15 protein-coding genes are annotated in these 17,746 nt (G+C 43.1%); 5 read left to right on the top strand and 10 right to left on the bottom strand.

Annotation, left to right across the window (positions count from 1 at the left end; genetic code table 11):
- Positions 1-200: 200 nt before the first annotated feature.
- Entirely contained in the window at positions 201-2,192 is a 1,992-nt protein-coding gene (locus NI468_RS01430; RefSeq protein ID WP_253099237.1) for an acyltransferase family protein, read from the bottom strand.
- Positions 2,193-2,870: 678 nt separating this feature from the next.
- Here NI468_RS01430 and NI468_RS01425 point away from each other — a divergent pair.
- The 5 genes from NI468_RS01425 (at position 2,871) to NI468_RS01405 (ending at position 7,413) form a co-directional block, all read left to right on the top strand.
- Positions 2,871-3,356 (top strand): NUDIX hydrolase, encoded by a 486-nt coding sequence (locus NI468_RS01425; RefSeq protein WP_253099234.1) that lies wholly within the window; start codon positions 2,871-2,873, stop codon positions 3,354-3,356.
- 4 nt (positions 3,357-3,360) lie between these two features.
- Positions 3,361-4,500, top strand: coding sequence for a tRNA 2-thiouridine(34) synthase MnmA (mnmA, locus tag NI468_RS01420; protein WP_253099232.1), 1,140 nt, complete (start codon positions 3,361-3,363; stop codon positions 4,498-4,500).
- Between the two features lie 7 nt (positions 4,501-4,507).
- Positions 4,508-5,239, top strand: coding sequence for a high frequency lysogenization protein HflD (hflD, locus tag NI468_RS01415; protein ID WP_005107369.1), 732 nt, complete (start codon positions 4,508-4,510; stop codon positions 5,237-5,239).
- A gap of 54 nt (positions 5,240-5,293) precedes the next feature.
- Positions 5,294-6,682: an adenylosuccinate lyase gene (gene purB, locus NI468_RS01410; RefSeq protein WP_218209204.1), complete on the top strand. Its 1,389-nt coding sequence runs from the start codon at positions 5,294-5,296 to the stop codon at positions 6,680-6,682.
- A gap of 89 nt (positions 6,683-6,771) precedes the next feature.
- Entirely contained in the window at positions 6,772-7,413 is a 642-nt protein-coding gene (locus NI468_RS01405) for a DUF2238 domain-containing protein (RefSeq protein WP_253099230.1), read from the top strand.
- Positions 7,414-7,486: 73 nt separating this feature from the next.
- Here the strand turns inward: NI468_RS01405 and NI468_RS01400 are convergent, their stop codons facing one another.
- The 9 genes from NI468_RS01400 to NI468_RS01360 all read right to left on the bottom strand — a co-directional run bounded on the left by NI468_RS01400 (position 7,487) and on the right by NI468_RS01360 (position 17,614).
- Positions 7,487-7,726: a hypothetical protein gene (locus NI468_RS01400; RefSeq protein ID WP_180086362.1), complete on the bottom strand. Its 240-nt coding sequence runs from the start codon at positions 7,724-7,726 to the stop codon at positions 7,487-7,489.
- Positions 7,727-7,783: 57 nt separating this feature from the next.
- Positions 7,784-8,215, bottom strand: a complete 432-nt coding sequence (locus NI468_RS01395) for a hypothetical protein (protein WP_253099228.1) — start codon at positions 8,213-8,215, stop codon at positions 7,784-7,786.
- A 105-nt stretch (positions 8,216-8,320) separates the two neighbouring features.
- Positions 8,321-9,283 (bottom strand): protease SohB, encoded by a 963-nt coding sequence (gene sohB / locus NI468_RS01390; RefSeq protein ID WP_004646527.1) that lies wholly within the window; start codon positions 9,281-9,283, stop codon positions 8,321-8,323.
- 151 nt (positions 9,284-9,434) lie between these two features.
- Entirely contained in the window at positions 9,435-10,349 is a 915-nt protein-coding gene (gene pstB, locus NI468_RS01385) for a phosphate ABC transporter ATP-binding protein PstB (protein WP_004279716.1), read from the bottom strand.
- A gap of 13 nt (positions 10,350-10,362) precedes the next feature.
- A complete protein-coding gene (gene pstA / locus NI468_RS01380; RefSeq protein ID WP_004279713.1) occupies positions 10,363-11,754 on the bottom strand; it encodes a phosphate ABC transporter permease PstA in 1,392 nt (463 codons plus the stop codon).
- Positions 11,754-13,133, bottom strand: a complete 1,380-nt coding sequence (gene pstC / locus NI468_RS01375; protein WP_005107378.1) for a phosphate ABC transporter permease subunit PstC — start codon at positions 13,131-13,133, stop codon at positions 11,754-11,756. The genes pstA and pstC overlap by 1 nt, the downstream gene beginning before the upstream one ends.
- A 104-nt stretch (positions 13,134-13,237) precedes the next feature.
- Positions 13,238-14,269 carry a substrate-binding domain-containing protein gene (locus NI468_RS01370; RefSeq protein ID WP_004279710.1) on the bottom strand — a complete coding sequence of 344 codons (1,032 nt, stop codon included), beginning with the start codon at positions 14,267-14,269 and terminating at the stop codon, positions 13,238-13,240.
- 435 nt (positions 14,270-14,704) lie between these two features.
- Complete coding sequence (locus NI468_RS01365; RefSeq protein ID WP_004646523.1) at positions 14,705-16,237, bottom strand: pyridoxal phosphate-dependent decarboxylase family protein; 1,533 nt, start codon at positions 16,235-16,237, stop codon at positions 14,705-14,707.
- Between the two features lie 3 nt (positions 16,238-16,240).
- A complete protein-coding gene (locus tag NI468_RS01360) occupies positions 16,241-17,614 on the bottom strand; it encodes a diaminobutyrate--2-oxoglutarate transaminase (RefSeq protein ID WP_005246815.1) in 1,374 nt (457 codons plus the stop codon).
- Between the last annotated feature and the right edge of the window lie 132 nt (positions 17,615-17,746).

Here is a 17,746-nt window from a genome sequence, read left to right as displayed (position 1 = left end):
TCGATTTGATAAACTGGCACGCAATTATAAATCTATGATTCGTATAGCCTGTATATTTATTTGGTGCAAAGCCAAATGAGGACACACCCTAGCCTCTTTTAATATAAGGCCAGTATTAGAGTCTTTTCATGCTTTTTACAGGATAAATTCCGGGAAATTTCAAAAATGGAATAAATCCTCTCTCCAAGTAACATCTCAACTTAATATCTAAATACTTGTTCAAACATAGGGACTAAAAATTTATTGCCATATTCACTCAAATGGTCATCATCATAATACAAAGGACGAGCATTTTTTGAACCATAACAATATTCTGTATCACATAAATAAGGCAGAGGATTCAAGATTTTCACTCCACAGCGCTGAGCTGCTTCATCCTGAGCATCCCAAACAATTTTATGCCGTTTATGATATTCAGAAAGTGAAAGCTTCATATCTTCCACAGCACCATGTATAACCAGCTTATGCGAAATGGTCTTGGGAATATCTATTCCGAACTCTGGTATTGGTCGCATTAAATAAACCGGTCGGTCTTTTGCCAAACGACATGCTGTATCAACTAAAACTTGGGAAAATTCCTTTATAAACTGCCTATCCTCATTATAAAGATATTTTTTACTGAAGTAGACTGGTGCTAGTTTAGACCGTTCCGATTGGTCAGGCTCATTCACACCTTTTACATACTCTGAAGTACGACTGACCAAAACTAGCGGAATATTAGGATATTTTTTTAATTCTTCATTTGCCCATTGATTTAGAAGATCACATGAATCCGCACTGTACTCTTTATGATCTATATATCGAATGCCATCCAGTGTAGGACAGCTATCCATAAACCAAGAAATCACACCTGAGTTAAAGTGAGAGGCTGCTGTACCCAAAGAACTTGCTATTGCTGATGCATGACTATCCCCCATTAAAATTGCTAAAATTTTTTCTTTTCCGTACACACAACTCGGCGACCCTATTTTGTCATGAGAGGCATTACACTCTTCACGCCTAGGATCTATATCCCATGTTTCTGCAGCAGCAATCTCTACAATTTTAGGTAATCGAATTTCTTCAAATGGAAGTAGTTTGGCACTGATCGCGATTGCAGATAAACCCGCAAGCAAACCAAAACTAAAGATGACTAGAGCTTGTCTGGAAAGACGAAATTTCGTTAAAAATTGGCGTGAGGGTATTTCAACCAGTAAATAGGAAAGATGCCCCAGTATCAGACTAAGCACCAAACCAAATAGTATCCAGTTTAAATCATCTTGCACACTACCAAAATACAAGCCAACCACAACCGGCCAATGCCACAAGTAAATCGAATATGAACGATCTCCCAACCATTGTGCAACAGGGTGCGTGGTTAACATGGAGTCTTCCTGTTGTGACAATATAACCAGTACTGTACCCAGTACTGGTAACGCCGCCCAAGCAGAAGGCCAAACTAACCCCTTATGAATGATCAACATGGCCAATAACAATAAAAAACATCCCGCTACAAAGTACACCTTGGCAAATCTTTGTAATTGTGGAAATTCTTTCGCAGCTAAATAAACCAACCCACCAGCAACGAACTCCCAGCCTCGAACAGGCAATAAATAAAAGGAAGCTACGGGTTTCGAATGAGATATCGCGATGCTTAAAAGGAGAGATCCCAGAAATGCAAAACATAATCCGTATAATAAGGTACGGCGTTCCGATTTAATTTTTGTCAGTAGTAACAAGTAAATAGGTAATAATAGATAAAATTGAAACTCAATACCCAATGTCCATGTATGTAATAACCACTTTTCATGAGCAGTGCCATCAAAGTAATTAGAAGTACGCCAGTAATAAAGATTAGAGTTAAAAGACAGAGCACTACTCGATTGCGTACCCAAAAACATATAGTCAGGTAAGGGTAACCAAAACCACCCTAAAACCAGCAAAATAATAATAAGTATCATCAGGGCAGGAAAAATCCGTCTTATCCGTGCCATATAAAAATCAAATAATTTGAAGCTGTTTTTTTCAAGACTGCTGCAAATGATTGCTGTCATCAGGAATCCTGAAATGACAAAAAATATATCTACACCCAAAAAGCCTGCATTAAACCCTGGAACTTTGAAGTGAAAAAACAATACCATTAATACCGCATAGGCACGCAGTCCATTGATATCTAATCGAAAACCAATATTTGAATTTGGCGGTGTCATCATGTCAACCTGCTCAAAATATTTTTTTAATGTTGGGTTTATAAGTTTATTTTTTGATGCATGATGAAGAAAACTTTGCATTAAATCAGAATACAGTTAAAAAATTAGACAATACTAGAAGGTTTATAATATCTCTTAACTTTTTAATTATATTCGGTTATTTTTCTTCTTTTTAAAAATTGATTGATATTTACTCAACCTTCTTATCTTCAAACTTGTCTTGTTTGAAGTCAATAGGCTAGACACATAACTCTATAAAAATATTTGTAGGCATCATTCAAAATACTTTTAAGACTAACATCATCACTTATCTAGCTAATTTAGGCTTTTTCGTCATGCTATAAAGGCTATAACTATCTGATATATCAACTTTCAGTTATAGACCTCATTACTTTAAATAATTGTTTTGGAAATCAAGCTTCTGATCCCCATCAGCATTTCTCCAAGTCCTGAAAAAATATTAACTGCCCCCCGCTATACTATTTTTATGTGCGTTTTCCCAGTTCTAAAATGATCACTTCAGCATTTATTTTCTCTGTAATTCATTAACCCCAAATACCATGATTATCATTGGTTGATTATTCATTAATGCATTAAGTCGCTTAAAGAAACCTGCTCTCAACATAGCCACACACCCTAAAATTTTATACAATAGTGCATCCTTTTCCATGGTGCTGCTTTATGACCGCTTGGACTGCTCATGTCACTGTCGCAACTGTCGTTGAAAAAGACGGAAAATTCCTGTTTGTAGAAGAACATACAGAAGGTGTGACACACACGGTATTTAATCAGCCAGCAGGTCATGTGGAATGCGGTGAAACCATTATTGAAGCCGCCATTCGTGAAACCATGGAAGAGACCGGACATACGGTTGAAGTAACTCATCTTTTAGGGATGTATACTTATACCCCACCGATGTTCCCGGATCGGACATATTTTCGTTTCTGCTTTTTAGCCAAATCCATTGACTATGACCCCAATGCCACTTTAGATACAGATATTGTCGGCGCGGTCTGGATGACGCTCGATGAACTGATTGAATCTGCTCGCGCGCGTAGTCCATTGGTGATTAAAGCCGTGCAAGATGCGCTTTCAGGTCAAAAATATCCTTTATCGCTCATTTACGAGCACCAGAATTCTCCCTTACTTTCAAATTTGGATGCCTAATCCTATGCAACAACGTGTCATCGTCGGTATGTCAGGTGGTGTAGATTCATCTGTTTCTGCCGCCCTTTTACTTCAACAAGGTTATCAGGTTGAAGGTCTTTTCATGAAAAACTGGGAAGAAGATGACGGCACAGAATATTGCACGGCGATGGATGACCTTGCCGATGCTCAGGCCGTTTGCGACAAAATCGGCATTAAACTGCATACCGCAAACTTTGCCATGGAATATTGGGATCGTGTCTTTGAACATTTCTTGGCGGAATATGCGGCTGGCCGTACACCAAACCCAGATATTTTATGTAATAAAGAAATTAAATTCCGTGCCTTTTTGGATCATGCAGTGAACCTGGGTGCAGACTTTATTGCGACAGGTCACTACTGTCGTCGTGGTGAAACCATGACCAACTCACGTGGTGAAGAATATGCACCTTTACTGCGCGGTGTGGACAATAACAAAGACCAGACTTACTTCCTGCATGCTGTCCATGGTCGTGAAATTAATAAGACCCTGTTCCCTGTTGGTGAAATTGAAAAGCCACAAGTCCGTAAAATTGCAGAAGAATTAGATCTGGTTACGGCCAAGAAAAAAGACTCGACCGGGATCTGTTTTATTGGTGAACGTCGTTTTAATGACTTCTTGAAGCAATATTTACCCGCTCAACCCGGAAAAATCGTACTGGAAGACGGTAAAGAGGTTGGTGATCATCACGGCTTAATGTACTATACGCTCGGTCAACGCGGTGGCATTGGTATTGGCGGCATGAAAGGAACTGCTGAAGGCGCCTGGTTCGTATTGCATAAAGATATCGAAGGCAATCGTCTGGTGGTCGGTCAAGGCCATGAACACCCACTCATGCAAAGCACTATGCTCTGGTCTGAAGCAATTGACTGGGTCGCAGGTGAGCAGGATATTCCTGAAACAGGTTTCCGCTGTACTGCCAAAACCCGTTACCGTCAGACTGATCAAGCATGTACTGTGTATCAAGATTCAGAATCACCGAATGGTGTTTGTGTTGAGTTTGATGAACCTCAACGTGCAGTGACCCCAGGTCAAAGCGTGGTGTTCTATTCAGGTGAAGTTTGTTTAGGGGGTGGTGTGATTCATCATACCAATGCACCTAAACCTGATTTTATAAAAGGATGAATTCGGCATGACGGAGTTACCATTTCAACCGGCCACAACGTTGAATACTCGTCAAAATCGTGCTTTGGCATTAGCGGGTGTGTTTCAGGCCACCCAGCTGACCCATATGACCGCATTGACGGGTCAGCAAAGCATTGGTGAAAGTGGTAACTTTTATTTTGAACAGTTGATTAGAGCCAGTCTTAATATCCGTCCCGGCAGCAATCAGAATGCCCAGACGCTCGACTTTTTTAATCAACTGGCCGATATTTCCTTAGGTTTAAAAACATTAGAAAGCAGCATTATTCAACCCTTCAATACTTCTCCAAAATCCAGAATTCCAAAACTTTCCAGCACTAAACTTCCCATGAGCTATGCGATGGCACTTCTTCAGTTAGAAAAGAAGGTCTATAGCAATCCCAAATTTGTTGAAATTATTGAACAGTCCCAACAGAAAATTCTCAGACAGCTCTCCTTCTTCGATAATAATTACCTGCACCCCAGCATCATTGCCAATCTCGCTCAAACCTATGTCGATACTGCCGGACAGATTAATCCGCGCATTATGGTGCGTGGTAATGCCGAAGCCTTTAAAGATGCCGGACACACCAACCGGATCCGCGCTTCTTTATTTACCGGTTTGCAAATGGCGCATCTGTGGCGTCAGCTCGGTGGCAGCTCTTGGGGCATGGTATTTGGCAAACGCAAGTTGCTACAAGATATTCAGAATCTAGCGCGTTTACAGTTTCAGGTGGTTTAACTGATGCTGCACGTGTTTCGTTTTACGTTTAATTCCAAAATCTAAGGAATCGATATGAACGCTTTAACTGCACTTTCTCCATTAGATGGACGTTACGCGAGCAAATGTGATGCTCTACGTCCCTTTCTTTCTGAGTTTGGTTTAATCCATGCTCGTGTGACTGTTGAAGTGCGTTGGTTACAAGCGCTTGCAAACCACCCGGAAATTACTGAAGTACCGGCGTTTTCAGGCGAAACTAATGCAGCGCTTGATGCGATTGTGAGCGATTTTTCTGAAAATGATGCTAATCGCATCAAAGAGATCGAACGCACCACCAACCACGACGTTAAAGCGGTTGAATATTTCCTGAAAGAAAAAATCGCCAATATCGATGAACTTAAAAATGCCGGTGAATTTATTCACTTTGCATGTACATCTGAAGATATTAACAACCTGTCGCATGCCTTGATGCTGAAAAGCGGTCGTGATGTACTGGTTGCATCTATGCAGCAAATCATTGATTCAATCGTTGCGCTTTCTGAGAAGCATGCAGACCAGCCAATGTTGTCTCGTACTCATGGCCAAACTGCAAGCCCGACGACTTTGGGTAAAGAAATGGCGAACGTGGCTTACCGCCTTGCACGTCAAATCAAACAGTTCAAAAATGTTGAGCTACTGGGCAAAATCAATGGTGCAGTAGGTAACTACAATGCGCACTACTCTGCTTACCCAGACATCAACTGGCCTGCGCATTCACAAGCATTTGTAGAGTCTTTGGGTCTAGATTTTAACCCGTACACTACTCAGATCGAGCCACACGATTACATGGCAGAACTGTTTGATGCGCTGCGTCGTTTCAACACTATTCTGATCGATTTTAACCGTGACGTTTGGGGCTATATCTCTCTTGGTTTCTTCAAGCAAAAACTGAAAGAAGGTGAAGTCGGTTCTTCAACCATGCCGCATAAAGTTAACCCGATCGACTTCGAAAACTCTGAAGGTAACTTGGGTATTGCAAACGCGGTACTTGCCCACTTAGGTGAAAAATTGCCAATTTCTCGCTGGCAGCGTGACCTTACTGACTCGACTGTACTTCGCAACATGGGTGTTGGTTTTGCGCAAAGCTTAATTGCTTTTGAAGCTTGCTCTAAAGGTGTTGGCAAACTTGAGTTGAACGCTGCGCGTATCAATGAAGACTTGGACAATGCGCAAGAAGTATTGGCTGAACCAATTCAAACTGTAATGCGTCGTTACAACGTTGAAAAACCATACGAAAAACTAAAAGCCCTGACTCGTGGTCAAGCCATGACTCGCGACATGATGGTTGATTTCGTAAACGGTAACGAGTTAGAAGCTGTTCCTGCTGCTGACCGTGCGCGTTTAGCAGAAATGACCCCTGCATCTTATACAGGTAATGCAGCTGAACAGGCCAAACAAGTGGCTGAGCTGATTGCTAAAATCTAATTTGCAATAAGACGAAAAGGCGAAGCTCAGGCTTCGCCTTTTTATTTATAATGTGTTTTATTCTAAAAAAGATATTTCATAATAACGACATGATTGAGCATCGACTTTCTGCCAAACATTACGCGAGCCTGGGTATTTTAATTCTGGCGATTTTGCTTGCCAGTATTCGTCCTTTAGAACTGGAAGCTTATCTCTTGCATCAGGCAGGCACAGTTTTCATGATCATCATGCTGCTCATCTGCCTGTATAAAATCGGGCTGAATTTTTTAAGTTTTAATTTATATATTCTTTTTCTGATTGTTCATGTGATTGCTGCGCATTATCTGTATTCTTATGTGCCTTATAACCAATGGATCGAACAGATTTTTGGCTTTAATCTGAATGAAGCGATGCACTGGTCACGCAATATGTTTGACCGTTTTGTCCATCTGGCCTACGGATTATTACTTTATCCAATTTTCTATCGCCTGTTTCAGGTCTGGTTGCCGCAGCAAAGACCTGTGGTCATTTTCCTGCTGGTGATTCAGTTTGTGGTGGCCAGTAGCATGCTCTATGAATGGCTGGAATGGCTGATTGCCATTGGTTTATCTCCTGAGGAAGCTGAAAACTATAATGGACAACAAGGTGATATGTGGGATGCGCACAAAGACATCTTGCTTGCTACGATTGGCGCGGCGATAACAGGCGGTCTGCAGTTGATACCGAAAAATCAAAAAAACTCACCGAAGTGAGCTTTTAAAATCAGAAACTAATAGCTGAATTAAAGTTTTGGATCACGCATTTAATTACATTCATTTTTTTCAATTATGAATGCGGGCAATATCGCATCCAATCATCTTTCATTTTTTGCAGTTCATTACCCGTCAACATCTCACTGTAATAAATGAAATAGGTTGTATCAGGATATTCAATCTCATGACGGAACATCATGCCACGTAGTGATACAGATAACTCCTCAGGAAAATCATCCTCTAAATAAAGTTCTTCAAATTCATAATTAAAGTAACAATTTTGCGTTGCAAGATATGCTTCAGCTATAGCCATGTTTCTGCTCTAACAATAAAATATGCTTTATTTTATCTGATTAGTTTCAGTGATGGTTTACATTTCATTCGGTTCAACCCATTGAATAAACTTAGATTCTGACAAATGTGGATATTTGAATTTATCTAGATATTCAAAGCAGGCCTTTTGGCCTTGAGGAATTTTATCCAGATGCTTATCGAAGAATAAATGCCGACTATATTGAGCGCCATCAAAGCGAATACTCACACGTTCAAATTCGTTACCACCTCGAACTTTATGCATCTGATAAAACTGCACAACACCACATTCCTTCGATGGAATAACAGGTGGATCATTGGGCTTTAGAAAGCTATACAGCAGAAAGATACAAACGCCGGGTAGAAAACTCAGCCAAAACAAAACCTTCTTAGAATCATCCTGAGTTAATTTTGCTTCAGAATAAAGCATACATAACATCGGAATAAATACGATACTAAAAAACCCAAGCAACAAAATAAACGTGAGCATATGAGCCTAGACCCAATCAAAGTGCTTCACTTATATCATAATAGTATGATTTCAAAAAAAAAGCCCACCGCAGTGAGCTTTAAAATTCATTCAAGATCAACTGAATTAAAGTTTTGGATCACGCATTTGCACCAAATTTGCATTGGCTTTACTTAAGCTTTCCATAACTTTATTCATGACAGTAGGTACCAGTGAATCAGCAATTTGTGCGGCTTGCAGACCCAGCTTTTCGCCCAAAGTTGGTTTCTTGCGGGTCTGGATGGAATAGATATCATGTTGGGGCAACAAGTTGAGCAGATATTCGTCTGAGGTTTGCAGTTTATCCACCAGATTTAGATCCAGCGCATCCCGGCCATACCAATGCTCACCAGTGGCCACTTTTTCAATATTCAGCTGCGGGCGATACTTCTCAACAAAATGTTTGAATAAAGCATGGGTTTGCTGTAATTCTTCTTCAAACTTGGCCTTGCCCTCTTCAGTATTTTCACCAAACATGGTCACGGTACGTTTGTACTGTCCTGCGGTATAGAGTTCAAAGTCGATTTTATTGTCTTTCAGCAGGCGGTTAAAGTTGGGGACTTGAGCAACCACACCAATTGAACCGACAATCGCGAATGGTGCAGAAATAATCTCATTGGCAATACACGCCATCATATAACCGCCACTAGCGGCTACTTTATCGACACAGATGGTCAGATGAAAACCTGCCTCGCGTAAACGTACCAGTTGAGCTGCTGCAAGTCCATAACCATGGACCATGCCGCCCGGACTTTCCAGACGCACTACAACGCGGTCACGACCTGCTTTGGCTGTGGCCAGAATCAGAGTGATTTCTTCACGTAAGCCTTCTACCGCAGAAGCAGCCATATCACCTTTAAAATCGAGCACATAGATTTTTTGATTGGTTTTCTTACGCGCACGCGCTTCTTTTGACAGTTGTTGTGATAACTGTAAAAGTTCCAGTTTAGAGCCAGTAGTTTGCGCTATTTTTTTTCGTTGTTCATTGATACGCGCATTGAGATGACTAATACGGATTTCAGCGGACAGTTTCGGAGTATGAAATAACATAAAAAATCTATTCTCTATTTAATTCGGATTTATTCCTTTAGATTAGGTCAATTTCGGTTTTTTTCAACTTTATTTCGAGAATTATTACGATTATCACCATCTATTTCACCTATAAAAAAAGAGCCTTGCGGCTCTTATTCTAGATATCGGATTAACCGAAACGCCCGGTAATATAGGCTTCAGTCAACTGATGATCTGGCTGGGTAAAGACTTTTTCGGTCGAGTTGACTTCAATCAGATCCCCCAAATGGAAATACGCAGTACGATCCGATACACGTGCTGCCTGTTGCATGGAGTGAGTTACGATCGCGATGGTATATTGCGTAGATAGCTCAGAAATCAGCTCTTCCACTTTGGCGGTTGCAATGGGATCAAGTGCCGAACACGGTTCATCCATCAAAATGACTTCTGGACTGACTGCAATCGTACGCGCGATACACAGACGTTGCTGCTGACCACCTGACAAACCTGTTCCCGGCTGGTTTAAACGATCTTTCACTTCTTCCCACAGACCGGCTTTGCGCAAGCTGCCTTCGACAATTTCTTCAAGATCGTACTTGTCACGCGCCAAACCATGCAGTTTTGGGCCATAGGAGACATTATCGAAGATTGATTTTGGAAATGGGTTCGGCTTCTGGAAAACCATACCAACCTGTGCACGTAGCAAGACCACATCTAGGTTTGGATCATAAATATCCTGATTGTCCAGCATGACTTTACCGGTCACACGGCAGCTATCAATCGTATCGTTCATGCGGTTTAAGGTACGCAGAAAGGTCGATTTACCACAGCCTGATGGCCCAATAAAAGCAATCACTTCATTTTCATAAATGTTCAGGTCAATGCCTTTAATCGCTTCCGCTTCACCATAGTACACATGCACATCAGAAGTACTAAGTTTCACATTCGTCGACTTCGCATCTTTTTTGCTGCTGCTTTGCGTATCGAACTGGGAAACAAACGGAGTTGCCGGCTTTTGAGTCGCCTCATCCGAGGTGAATTGTGTCTGTTGTGGATTCACGATTTGATCCTTTTTTAAGGAATTTTGAATAACAGTTGTGTTCATGATTCTGCCCCTATTACCAACGGACTTCAAATTTCTTACGTAACCAGATGGCCAGACTGTTCAAGCTGATCATCATGGCCAGAAGTACAATAATTGCTGCTGCGGTACGCCCTTCAAAGAAGTTACGTAATTCATTGCCTTGCCATAAGAAAATCTGCACCGGTAAAGCCGTTGACTGATCAAATGGTGTGGCTGGAACGCTGGCAACAAAAGCACTCATCCCGATTAATAACAATGGTGCAGTTTCACCCAAAGCCTGTGCGACCCCAATGATTGCGCCCGTCAAAATACCCGGCAAAGCCAAAGGCAAGACGTGATGAAATACTGTCTGGATGCGGGAAGCACCGAGGCCCAAAGCTGCCTGACGAATCGAAGGTGGAACCGCTTTAAGTGATGCGCGTGTGGTGATGATCACAGTCGGTAAGGTCATCAGACTCAGTACCAGACCACCCACCAATGGGGCTGACAGTGGCAAATGCATCCAGCCAATGAAGATCGCTGCACCCAATAGACCGAAGACAATCGATGGTACGGCTGCCAGGTTGTTGATATTGACTTCGACCACATCGGTAATCCAGTTTTTCGGTGCAAACTCTTCCAGATAAATCGCAGAGGCCACCCCGATTGGAATCGAGATAAAGATCACGATCATCATCATGAACAGTGAGCCCATGAAGGCGCCTGCCAAGCCTGAAGTTGCCGGTGAGCTGCGTGAGTCAGGACTGGTGAAAATATTGGTATTGAAACTATTTTCAATCACACCAGAGGCTTTCATCTCGTCCGCCACCTGACGTACTTCAGGACTGAGCTGCTGCTGTTCATCGGGAAGATCACGGTCAATATTTCCCGCCAACCAGACATCGACATTGGCATCCGCCAGAATTTTCACTTCCTTACTTTGACCGACCAGACTCGGGTCATTCATGACCATGTCACGCAAGCGATACGCCTCAGAACTGGTATATAAAGAACCCAGTTCATCACGCTGGCTTTCCAGCTTGCTGTCTTTGGCGATCATGCCGTTGATAATTAGTGCATCCCAATCCACCATTCCGACTTCAGTCTGCCATGCGATAAAGCGATCTTCAAACTGTGCTGGAGATTCTCCTGCAGCTGGCTTTGGTTTTGGACCAATATCCACAATGGCTGGATCGAAATGAATCGGCAAACTCATGCTGCTTTGCCAGAATGCAGGCAAACCTTTGGATAAAATACTCCCGAACAGCAATACCACAAAGAACAGACCTGCCAGTACCGCAGAGAAACCAAATAAACGGAAGGTTTTTTCTTTACGATGACGTCGTGCCAAAGAGCTTTGAATGGTCTTCTTACGCTTTTCACGCAGCTCGGCGGCGATGGATGGATCAATACGCTGATCCACAGGCGTTGTATTTGAAGTACTCATTAGTCGTATTGCTCACGATATTTACGCACGATGATCAGTGCAACAATGTTCAAACCCAAGGTAATGACGAATAGCGTCAATCCTAGTGCAAAGGCTACCAGTGCTTGTGGACTAGCAAAATCAGTATCGCCAGTTAACTGATTCACGATGGTAATCGTGACCGTAGATACGGCTTCAAGCGGATTGGCATGCAACTGCGGACTGTTCCCGGCTGCAAGAACCACGATCATGGTTTCACCAATTGCACGTGACGCTGCCAACAGGAACGCACCGATAATACCCGGTAGGGCTGCGGGTAAAACCACCTGACGAATCGTTTCAGATTTGGTCGCCCCCAAGCCCAAAGAACCATCACGTAAGGCACGCGGCACCTGAGTGATGATGTCGTCTGACAAAGAAGATACAAATGGAATGATCATGATGCCCATGACCAGACCGGCGGTCAGCGCACTGGTGGCATTAATTTCGAGTCCGACCAGAGCACCCATGCTTTTAAGGAATGGACCGATGATCATCAAGGCAAAGACACCATAGACAATCGTAGGAATACCCGCCAACACTTCAATTGTAGGTTTTGCCCAAGAGCGGAATCGCGGTGAAGCGTATTCTGCCAGATAGATCGCAATCATCAGGCCTACTGGAACCGCGACCAGAAGCGCGATCCCGCTGACCATGAGCGTGCCCCATAACAGTGGCAATAAACCATAACTGCCTTCAGCACTGCCAGAGGTACTAAATCCCGGGTTCCATTGGGTACCAAAGAAGAAATCCAGTGGGCTGACGAAGCTGAAGAAACGCATTGCCTCGCCAAACATCGACATCACAATCCCGAGAGTGGTCAGAATCGCCACACCTGAACACAATGCCAGGCCGATATTAATCATTTTTTCGACTTGGTTACGTGCACGGAATTCCTGGCTAATATGTTTCTTGGCCCAGACCAGACCGGCCAGCGCAGCCGAAATCACGACTGCCAATTTGGCAAAGGTACCAATGGTCGAGAATTTAGCCAACTGTTCTGCTGCTGCAACTTCATAGGCTGCAGGTGTATCACTGACCCCGAAACCTGAGGCAAGTGCCTGAACGCGATCAATCACAACACTCAGACTTGCCGGATCCAGACTAGCAGAAACATTTTCTGGCAAATGGTTGAGTACCACTTGCTCCAGAAAAGTGGGTTCCACCATGTTCCAAACAATCAAAATTAAAAACGCAGGGATACCACACCATAGTGCAACCAGGGCACCATAATATCCGGGACGCGAGTGTAAGTTTGCAGAATTGCTTCCCTTACCTGCTAAGCTACGGCTTTTACTTAATCCGATTTGATAGGCTATGGCCATGATGGCCAATAACACACCTATAAGTAGCAGATTCATGTATTCTCCACTGTTTTTTCAATTTTCATGGTTTGAAAAAACTTGTTTATCGCAAAAAGCCGATGGTAGGTTGACCCTACCACCAGCATTTTCAAAATCATTTATTACTTCACTACAACCGCTTTACCAGCCTTGAAATTTGCCAGGACTGCTGCACGTTCTTTATCAGACATTGAAATCAGACCTGCTTTTTCCAGCTTAGAGCCTTTGCCAGATACTTTCTTGTTCAGGAAATATTCTGTGAACTGCGGTAAGCCCTTGATTGATTTCAAGTGCTCACCTTTTACGTAGAAGAACAATGGGCGCGATACCGGATAAGCACCATTCAAGATGGTCTTTTCAGAAGGTGCTACATTATTCACCGTAGCAACACGTAGACGGTCACGGTTCTGGTCATAGAAACCTAGGCCAAACACACCTACAGCACTTGGAGAAGTCTTCAAACGTGCCAATGTTTCGGTATAGTCACCGGCAATCTCAACCACACGGCCATCTTTACGGAATGTCGTACAGGCTTTTTTCTTAGCATCTTTGTCTAGAGACTTAATTGCAGCGTACGTTTCACAACCTGCATCCACCATTTTCTCCTGGAAGACTTCGCGCGTACCATGATTCGACGCAGGAATTACCAGGGTGATTGGTTCATTTGGAAGTGCTTTGTCAATTTGGTTCCAACGCGTGTACGGGTTAGCGACCATTTTGCCATTTGATGGAAGTTGTGCAGCAAGTGCAGCGAAGACATGTTGTGGACGCAATTTATAAGCCGCTTTGTTAGCATTCGATGCAAATACAATACCGTCATAACCAATTTTGATTTCTAGGACTTGGTTAACGCCATTCTTTTTACATTCTGCCAACTCTGTAGATTTAATTTGACGCGAAGAGTTTGCGATATCAATCGTATTATCACCCACGCCATTACAGAACTGTTTTAAACCACCTGAAGAACCGCCAGAACCGACAACTGGTGTTTTAAACTGTGGAAAAGTATTACCGAATTCTTCTGCCACGATACTGGCATATGGAAGTACAGTTGAAGAACCTGCAATTTGGATGGTGTCACGTGCTGCGTGTGCAGTCGTTACAGCAGTTGCCCCGGTTACTGCTAATGCTAAAGCTATATTTGTAAAGCGCATTCTAGTATCTCTCTCATTTATGCAAATTTGGAGTACACCACTTTTTATTCAGTTTTGTACTTCTTTCGATACCTGCATTTTGATTTTAGAATATGACAGATAAGTTACAGCTTTATTACGATTTAGTGATTTTTAATCTAGCGGCTTTTTCTTGATTAAATTTTTATGGATTTCAATGATTAAGTTCTTTATGTCATTCACTTCAATAAAAAATTTTAGACCAATGACATGTAACAATTTTTATAAACCTGAACTCAGGATAAATCCTGCTCCCCAGTTTTACATAAGCCTATGACAAATAAATAACAGGCCAAACGGGATTCAGACCTTCCGTGTTTTTGTGAGGAATTTCGATCTGGGAAAGGACCTTTTTTTATTTTTAAGCGCACAAAAAAGGAGATCATTTCGATCTCCTTTTTTTCACACCACCATCACTTATGCAATGGGTGGCGTATAAGTACCGTCAGCGATTGAATCTTTGATACGATCCGCTTCTGCAAGCACTAATGCCAGCAAGTTCTTCACGTTATCAAGCGTTGCAACCGGGCTTAAAGTAGTCATTTTCAGAGACTGAACCTGACCAACTTTCGTTACACCAATGTTCGCTTCACCACGTGCAAACAGTTCGTCTGCTACGTTTTGGTTAAGCGTATCGAGTAATTCAACCGGATAGCCCGCTGGAACCACACGGAACAGTACAGAGGCAAATTGAGGCTCAAGCAGAAGCTCTAAACCGTCAGTTGCTTTAATGTAGTCTGCCACATCACGTGTTAAGCCTACACCATGATCGATCATCGAACCATAAAGCTCTTCACCTAATGCTTCTACAGTCATCCACAATTTCAATGCATCAAAACGACGCGTCGTTTGTAGTGACTTCGATACCAGGTTAGGAACGCCATGCTCTTCATCATAAGCGGAGTTCAGATACTCTGCTTCATAATGCATGAAACGGTAATTCGCTTCATCTTTCAGCAGGAACGCCCCACAAGAAATGGTTTGGAAATAATGCTTATGGAAATCAAGCGTGATCGAATCCGACAGCTCAATCCCGTCCAGCATAGAACGATAGTCATTGGATAGAATCAGTGCACCACCCCATGCCGCATCGATGTGCATCCACGCGCCATATTTATTGGTGATTTCACGAATTGCTTTCAATGGATCAATCGCGCCAGCATCCGTTGTACCCGCAGTCGCTACCACACATGCCACTATCTTGCCTTCAGACTGAAGGTGCGTCATGGTTTTTTCCAGCGCGTCTACGTCCATCTGTGCATTTTCATTCACAGGAACAGTGACCACTGACTGGAAGCCCATGCCCATCATCGCCATGTTCTTTTGCACAGAGAAATGTGCATTTTCAGAACAGATGACTTTGACATTATGCATCGCATCCGCAGGAATACCATCGCGCTGAACCGACCACGGATTACCGTTTTCGTCTTTCCAGTTTTTCGCAATGCAAGCATCACGCGCCAGCAATACGCCCATCAAGTTAGACTGTGTCCCACCAGAAGTGAATACACCGGCCTGACCTGCACCATAGCCCACTTTTTGACGTAACCAGTCAATCAGCTGAACTTCCATCAACGAACCGGCCGGGCTTTGATCCCATGAGTCCATTGACTGGTTGGTTGCGTTAATCAGCACTTCCGCGATCTGACTGGTCACCATTGTTGGACAGTGAAGATGCGCAAGTGAATGTGGATGATGTACTTTTAAGCTCTTGTTGAGGAATAGCTCAACCATACGCTCAAGAGATTTTTCTACACCCAAACCTTCTTTTGAAGGATTAAATGCAATTGCACTGCGTAGCTCGTTAATGCTGCCGCCAGTGTACATTTTGTCGTTTTGCAACCATGCCGCAACCGCTTTGGTCGCTTGGTCCATGCCAGCCTGATAGTCAGCAATGGATGCAGCATCATTGCAGAGTAACGCTTTACGATGTTCTGCGAAATCTACCATGAATTATGCGCCTCGAACTGCAACTAGTGCTTCAGCAACCGATTTTTTGAAACGAGCAATCACTTCAACACATTCGTCTTGAGTAATGATCAACGGGCAAAGTAAACGAATCACTGTACCGTTACGACCACCTTTCTCAAGCAATAATTTATTGTTGAAACAAGCGGTTTGGATCGCTGCAGCCAACTGACCATCAGCAGGTAAAGAACCCATATGATCCGCATCTTTGCGCTCATCTACGATTTCAACGCCGATCATCAGACCACGGCCACGCACGTTACCGATACATGGGAATTCAGCAGCTAGTTTTTTCAGTTCAGCTTGCAGGAAATCACCACGCTCTTGCGCATTTTGCGCCAGGTTCTGTTCTTTAATGGTATTGATCGTTGCAAGACCTGTACCCATCGCCAATTGGTTACCACGGAAAGTACCGGTGTGACCTGCTGGCTGCCAAGCATCAAACTTACGTTTAATACCAAGTACGGCAAGTGGCAAGCTACCACCTACGGCTTTAGACATTACCACGACATCAGGTTCGATACCTGCGTGTTCGAATGCAAACATTTTGCCTGAACGTGCAAAACCAGCCTGAACTTCATCAAGAATCAACACGATGTTGTGTTTTTCAGTCACTTCACGGATTTTTTGCAACCATTTTACTGGTGCAGTTACCACACCGCCTTCACCCTGAATCGCTTCAAGAATTACAGCTGCAGGTTTGGTCACACCACTTTCTACATCTTCGATGAAGTTTTCAAAGTAGTAAGTCAGGGCATCAACACCGGCTTCACCACCAAGACCCAATGGGCAACGGTATTCATGCGGATATGGCATGAATTGAACGCCTGGCATCAAACCGTTAACTGCGTTTTTCGCAGACAGGTTACCGGTCATGGCCAATGCACCATGCGTCATACCGTGATAGCCACCAGAGAAGCTGATCACCGAGCTACGACCGGTAAAGGTTTTCGCAAGTTTGATGGCTGCTTCTGTTGCATCTGCACCGGATGGGCCACAGAACTGCAAGCAGTATTCTTCTTGACCACCTGGAAGATAAGAAAGAAGTGCTTCAGTAAAAGCATCTTTTAAAGGCGTAGTTAAATCCAGTGTATGCAATGGCAAGCCGCTTGCAATTGTATCCTGGATACTTTGAATGACTGCAGGATGATTATGGCCCAATGCCAACGTCCCTGCCCCAGCTAAACAATCAAGGTACTCAGTACCTTCAACATCGGTAACCCAGCAACCTTGTGCTTTTGCTATCGCTAACGGTAATTTACGTGGATAACTACGCACATTCGATTCCATCTGACTTTGGCGAGTCAAGTAGTATTCGTTTGTGGAATTGGTGGCAGGGTTTACAGAAGTAACGCTCATATCGAATTACCATCTCTGATATGGGTGAAAGAAATAAGTCTGGTGACGTTTGGTCCTTTGACTCGGCGCTTTATAAAGAGGTTCTAGCTAGCAGTTTGTATTTAAATAACTAGGAGGCGGATGATACCGAAT

The sequence above is a fragment of the Acinetobacter lwoffii genome (assembly GCF_024129355.1).
Taxonomy (GTDB): Bacteria; Pseudomonadota; Gammaproteobacteria; order Pseudomonadales; family Moraxellaceae; genus Acinetobacter; species Acinetobacter lwoffii_I.
The sequence above is the reverse complement of the archived record's forward strand: the minus strand, read 5'-3'. Positions and strand labels throughout refer to the sequence as shown.